Genomic DNA, 6,182 nt, shown 5'->3' with positions numbered 1-6,182 from the left:
TGATTAGAGAGCTGCCTCGGCCGGGGGCGCCGCGGCCCCCCCCCCCCCCCCCCCCCCCCGGTCGGACCGCTGAAGGCGGACCGAAACACACGACAGGGAACCGATAGCAATGACCGACCTCGCCGCCTTCGCCCAGGAAAAGGGCGTGAAATACTTCATGATCTCCTTCACCGACCTGTTCGGCGGCCAGCGCGCCAAGCTGGTCCCGGCGCAGGCCATCGCCGACATGGCCGAGGAGGGCGCGGGCTTTGCCGGCTTCGCCACCTGGCTCGACATGACGCCGGCGCATCCCGACATGCTCGCCGTGCCCGATCCCGAGACGGTGATCCAGCTGCCGTGGAAACCCGAGGTCGCCTGGGTTGCGGCCAATTGCGTCATGGAAGGCCAGGAGGTCGCCCAGGCCCCGCGCAACGTGCTGCGCAAGCTGATCAAGGAAGCCGCCGCCGAGGGCCTGCGGGTCAAGACCGGCGTCGAGGCCGAGTTCTTCCTGCTCACCCCGGAAGGCACCAAGATCTCCGACGAGGCCGACACCGCCGAAAAGCCCTGCTACGACCAGCAGGCGGTGATGCGCCGCTACGATGTCATCGCCGAGATCTGCGATTACATGCTCGAGCTCGGCTGGGGCCCCTACCAGAACGACCACGAGGACGCCAACGGCCAGTTCGAGATGAACTGGGAATTCGACGACGCCCTCGTCACCGCCGACCGCCACAGCTTCTTCAAGTTCATGGTGAAATCCGTGGCCGAGAAGCACGGGCTGCGCGCCACCTTCATGCCCAAGCCCATCGAGGGGCTCACCGGCAATGGCTGCCACGCCCATATCTCGGTCTGGGATCTCGACGGCGCGACCAACGCCTTCGCCGGCGATGCCGGCGGCCAGATCGGCGAGGTAGGGCTCTCGGAGCAGGGCGGGCACTTCCTCGGCGGCATCATGAAACACGCCGAGGCCCTGGCCGCGATCACCAACCCCACGGTCAACAGCTACAAGCGCATCAACGCACCGCGGACCATGTCCGGCGCCACCTGGGCACCCAACACGGTGACCTGGACCGGCAACAACCGCACCCACATGGTGCGCGTGCCGGGCCCCGGCCGGTTCGAGCTGCGCCTGCCCGACGGCGCGGCCAACCCCTACCTGCTGCAGGCGGTGATCATTGCCGCCGGCCTCTCGGGCATCCGCTCCAAGGCCGATCCCGGCCCGCGCTACGACATCGACATGTATGCCGAGGGCCACACGGTGAAGGACGCGCCGCGCCTGCCGCTCAACATGCTCGACGCGATCCGCGGCTTCGATGCCGATGTCGAGCTGAAGGCGATGCTGGGCGAGGAGTTCTCGGCCTCCTTCATCAAGAAGAAGCGCGAGGAGTGGGACAGCTTCGTGTCGCATTTCTCGCACTGGGAACGCGAGCACACGCTCGACATCTGACCGGGCAAATTTCTTCGCAGAAGAAATTTGTGCCACCGACCGGCGCGGGGGGCGCCAAAATTCTTCTCGAAGAATTTTGACCCGCGCCGCTCTGCCTTCAGGAAACAGGGTGCCACATGCAGTTCAACGGCCTTCGGGTGTTCTGGGAAGGGCTCACCGGCCACAAGGGCTGGAAACCGCTCTGGCGCGATCCCGAACCCCAGCGTGAGTATGACATCATCGTGGTGGGCGGCGGCGGCCACGGGCTCGCCACCGCCTATTACCTTGCCAACACCTTCGGCGAGGCCCGCGTCGCGGTGCTCGAGAAGGGCTGGCTCGGCTCGGGCAATATCGGGCGCAACACCACGATCATCCGCTCGAACTACCTGCTGCCCGGCAACGAGCCGTTCTACGAGTTCTCGATGAAGCTCTGGGAAGGGCTCGAGCAGCGCTTCAACTTCAACGCCATGGTCAGCCAGCGCGGCATCCTCAACCTCTGCCACAGCGACGGCCAGCGCGATGCCTTCCGCCGCCGTGGTAATGCCATGCTGCTGGCCGGTGCCGATGCCGAGCTGCTCGACCAGGACGGCGTGCGGGCGATGTACCCGTTCCTGAATTTCGACAACGCCCGCTTCCCGATCAAGGGCGGGCTGCTGCAGCGCCGCGCCGGCACCGCGCGCCACGATGGCGTGGCCTGGGGCTATGCGCGCGGCGCCGACCAGAAGGGCGTCGACCTGATCCAGAACTGCGAGGTCACCGGCTTCCGCATCGAGGGCGGCGCGATCCGCGGCGTCGAGACCACGCGCGGCTATATCGGGGCCAAGAAGGTCGGCGTCGCCGTGGCGGGCTCCACGGGGCGGGTGATGGAAAAGGCCGGCATGCGCCTGCCGATCGAAAGCCACGCCCTGCAGGCCTTTGTCTCGGAAGGGCTCAAGCCCTGCATCGACGGCGTCATCACCTTCGGCGCCGGGCATTTCTACGTCAGCCAGTCCGACAAGGGCGGGCTGGTCTTCGGCGGCGATATCGACGGCTACAACTCCTACGCCCAACGCGGCAACCTGCCGGTGGTCGAGGACGTGGTCGAGGGTGGCATGGCGCTGATGCCGATGATCGGGCGCGCCCGCCTGCTGCGCAGCTGGGGCGGCATCATGGACATGTCGATGGACGGCTCGCCGATCATCGATGCCACCCATGTGGACGGGCTCTATCTCAACGCCGGCTGGTGCTATGGCGGCTTCAAGGCGACGCCCGCCAGCGGCTACGCCTTCGCCCACCTGCTGGCCACCGGCCGCCCGCACGAGACCGCGACGGCCTTCCGTCTCGACCGCTTCCAGCGCGGCGCGCTGATCGACGAAAAGGGCGTTGGCGCCCAACCCAACCTGCACTGAGGCGCGACATGCTGATCCCGCACCCTCTCCTCGGCCCGCGCGACGCGCAGGAGTTCACCTATCTCGGCGACGCCTCGCTCCTGAACCGTCCCGACGGCATGGCCGAGGACGCCGAGGCCGCGTTTTTCGACTACACCTATCTGCGCGACAACCCCGCCGGGCTGCATCGCGAGCTGTGGTTCCATGAGCAGGGCGACCGCTCCTGGGTGGTCGTCACCCGCGACACCGTCACGCATGAGATCGTCTCGGCCGAGCTGGCCTCGGACGTCAAGCGGAGGGGCGGCGCATGACCCGGCTGACCGGCGGCCTCATCGACCGCAGCAAGACCCTCTCCTTCACATTCGACGGCAAGACCTACCAGGGCCACCCGGGCGACACGCTGGCCTCGGCGCTTCTGGCCAACGGCGTGCGGCTGGTCGGACGCAGCTTCAAGTATCACCGCCCGCGCGGCATCTTCAGCGCCGGTTCCGAAGAGCCCAACGCGCTCGTCACCCTGCGCAGCGGCGCCCGCGCCGAGCCCAACACCCGCGCCACCTGCATTGAGCTCTATGACGGGCTCGAGGCCAGCAGCCAGAACCGCTGGCCGTCGCTCGCCTTCGATGCGCTGGCGGTCAACGACGCGCTGTCGCCGTTCTTCGCCGCCGGGTTCTACTACAAGACCTTCATGCAGCCCGCCGCCTTCTGGGAGAAGGTCTACGAGCCGATGATCCGCCGCGCCGCAGGGCTGGGCCGGCTCGCCGCCGAGCCCGACCCCGACGCCTATGACAGCGGCTTCCTGCATTGCGACCTGCTGGTGATCGGCGGCGGCGCGGCGGGGCTTGCGGCGGCGCTGACCGCCGGCCGCTCCGGCGCAAGCGTGATCCTCGCCGACGAGGATTTCCGCCTCGGCGGGCGTCTGCTTTCCGAGCGCCATATGCTCGACGACGCCCCGGCATCCGACTGGGTGGCCCGCGCTGAGGCCGAGCTCGAGAGCCTGCCCAACGTGCGCATCCTGCGCCGCACCACGGTGTTTGGCAGCTACGATCACGGCATCTTCGGCGCGGTCGAGCGGGTGGGCGATCACCTGCCTGTGCCGCAGACCGTGCGCCAGACGCTCTGGCGCATCACCGCCAAGCGCAGCCTGCTCGCCGCCGGCGCCACCGAGCGCCACATCCCCTTCGCCGGCAACGACCGCCCCGGCATCATGCTCGGCGGTGCGCTGCGCGCCTATGCCAACCGCTGGGCGGTGGCGCCGCAGGCGAAAGCCTCCGACCGCGTGGCGATCTTCACCAGCAATGACGACGGCCACCGCACCGCGCTCGACCTGCTGGCCCATGGCGTTCCGGTGCTGGCGGTGATCGACCCGCGCAGGGACGCGCCGCGGCTGGGAGAGTACCAGGTCTATGCCGGGGCGCAGGTCACCGGCGCGCAGGGGCGGCGCGCGCTGTCGTCGATCCAGGTCAGCCAGAATGGCCGCTCTGAATGGCTCGAATGCGCCGTGCTCGGCGTTTCCGGCGGCTGGAACCCCAACGTGCATCTCGCCTCGCACCACCGGGGCCGCCCGGCCTGGAGCGACGCGCATCAGGCCTTCCTGCCGCCCGCCGACATGCCCCCGGGCATGCGCGTTGCCGGGGCCGCGGCGGGGCAGGGCACGACCCATGCGGCGCTCTGCTCGGGGGCGGAGACCGCGCAGGCGGCGCTCGCGGATCTGGGGCTCACCGCCACGCTGCCCGACCTGCCGCAGGCCGAGGATACCCCCGTCGCGCAGGCGCCAGTCTGGCATGTGCCGGGAAGGGGCCGCGCCTGGGTCGATTTCCAGAACGACGTGACGGTCAAGGACATCGCGCTGGCGCATAAGGAAAACATGCGCCCCGTCGAGCACCTCAAGCGCTGGACCACGCTCGGCATGGCCACCGATCAGGGCAAGACCGCCAATGTCACCGCCCTTGCCGTCATGGCCGAGCTGACCGGCAAGACCATCCCCGAGACCGGCACCACGATCTTCCGCCCGCCCTACACGCCTGTGGCGCTGAGCGTGCTCGGCGGCGGCGACAGCGGCGCCCATTTCCGCCCGCGCCGCCTCACGCCGACGCACAGCTTCGCGCAAGCGCAAGGCGCCGAATTCGTCGAGGTCGGGCAATGGATGCGGGCGCAGTATTTCCCGCGAGACGGGGAGACACACTGGCGCGAGAGCGTCGACCGCGAGGTGCTGGCGGTGCGCAAGGGCGTGGGGCTCTGCGACGTCACCACGCTTGGCAAGGTCGACGTGCAGGGCGCCGATGCGGGCGAATTCCTGCACCGGATCTACGCCAACATGATGGGCACGCTGAAGGTCGGCAAGGTGCGCTATGGCCTGATGCTGCGCGAGGATGGCCTCCTCTACGATGATGGCACCTGCGCCCGTCTGGCCGAGGATCACTACGTGGTCACCACCACCACCGCCAATGCGGGCCTCGTCTATCGCCAGATGGAGTTCGCCCGGCAATGCCTCTGGCCCGAGCTCGACGTGCAGCTCATCTCCACGACAGACGCCTGGGCGCAGATCGCCGTGGCCGGGCCGAACTCGCGCGAATTGCTGTCGCGCATCGTCGATGACACGGATCTGTCGAACGAGGCCTTCCCATTCATGGCCTGCGCCGAGCTGACGATCTGCGGCGGGCTTCGGGCGCGTCTCTTCCGGATCTCTTTCTCGGGCGAGCTCGCCTACGAGATCGCGGTGCCGGCGCGCTATGGCAACGCGCTGATGGCGCGGCTGATGGAGCAAGGGGCCGATCTCGGCGTCACGCCCTACGGCACCGAGGCGCTGGCGGTGCTGCGCATCGAGAAGGGCCACGCGGCAGGCGCCGAGCTCAACGGCCAGACCACGGCCGCGATGCTCGGGCTGGGCCAGATGGTGTCGAAGAAGAAGGACAGCATCGGCGCGGTGATGTCGCGGCGCGAGGCGCTCGAGGCGGACACGCGCCGTCTGGTGGGGCTGATGCCGCTCGACCCGGAAGCGAAGGTGCCCGCCGGCGCCCACCTGTTCCTGCCCGGCGTCGAGCGCGACACCGCCAGCGATCAGGGCTGGGTGACCTCGGCCTGCTACTCGCCGCATCTCAAGAGCCACATCGCGCTCGGCTTCCTCGAGGACGGTGCGGCGCGCATGGGCCACGAGATCGTCGCGGCCAACCCGCTTGAGGGCGGCGAGTGCCGCGTGACCGTCGTCAGCCCGCATTTCATCGACCCGGAAGGAGAGCGTCTGCGTGACTGATCTCGCCCCCCTCACCGCGCTCGGCCAGTCCGAGCCGCGCCGCGCCACCCATGGCGCGCTGACGCTCGCCGAGCGCCCCGACATCGCGCTGGCCTCGCTGGCGCTCCGCCGCGACAGCGCCGCGCCGCAGCCCTTCGGGCTGACGCTGCCGGACCCCGGC

Annotated in this window: 4 protein-coding genes; all 4 read left to right on the top strand. The window is 69.2% G+C overall.

Translation table 11 applies throughout. The features are described from left to right. The first annotated feature begins 109 nt into the window (after positions 1-109). The 4 genes from glnT to AC6RA4_RS22530 all read left to right on the top strand — a co-directional run bounded on the left by glnT (position 110) and on the right by AC6RA4_RS22530 (position 6,022). Positions 110-1,426: a type III glutamate--ammonia ligase gene (gene glnT, locus AC6RA4_RS22545; RefSeq protein WP_500164126.1), complete on the top strand. Its 1,317-nt coding sequence runs from the start codon at positions 110-112 to the stop codon at positions 1,424-1,426. Between the two features lie 116 nt (positions 1,427-1,542). Beyond that, on the top strand, positions 1,543-2,793 hold the full coding sequence (locus AC6RA4_RS22540; protein WP_500164125.1) for a sarcosine oxidase subunit beta family protein: 1,251 nt from the start codon (positions 1,543-1,545) through the stop codon (positions 2,791-2,793). Positions 2,794-2,801: 8 nt separating this feature from the next. Further along, the gene (locus AC6RA4_RS22535; RefSeq protein ID WP_500164123.1) at positions 2,802-3,083 is read left to right on the top strand and encodes a sarcosine oxidase subunit delta; all 282 of its coding nucleotides are present in this window, start codon (positions 2,802-2,804) and stop codon (positions 3,081-3,083) included. Next, positions 3,080-6,022 (top strand): sarcosine oxidase subunit alpha family protein, encoded by a 2,943-nt coding sequence (locus AC6RA4_RS22530; protein WP_500164121.1) that lies wholly within the window; start codon positions 3,080-3,082, stop codon positions 6,020-6,022. Before AC6RA4_RS22535 ends, AC6RA4_RS22530 begins: the two co-directional genes overlap by 4 nt. Positions 6,023-6,182 lie beyond the last annotated feature (160 nt).

It is taken from the genome of Salipiger sp., from assembly GCF_059781815.1.
The sequence above is the reverse complement of the archived record's forward strand: the minus strand, read 5'-3'. Positions and strand labels throughout refer to the sequence as shown.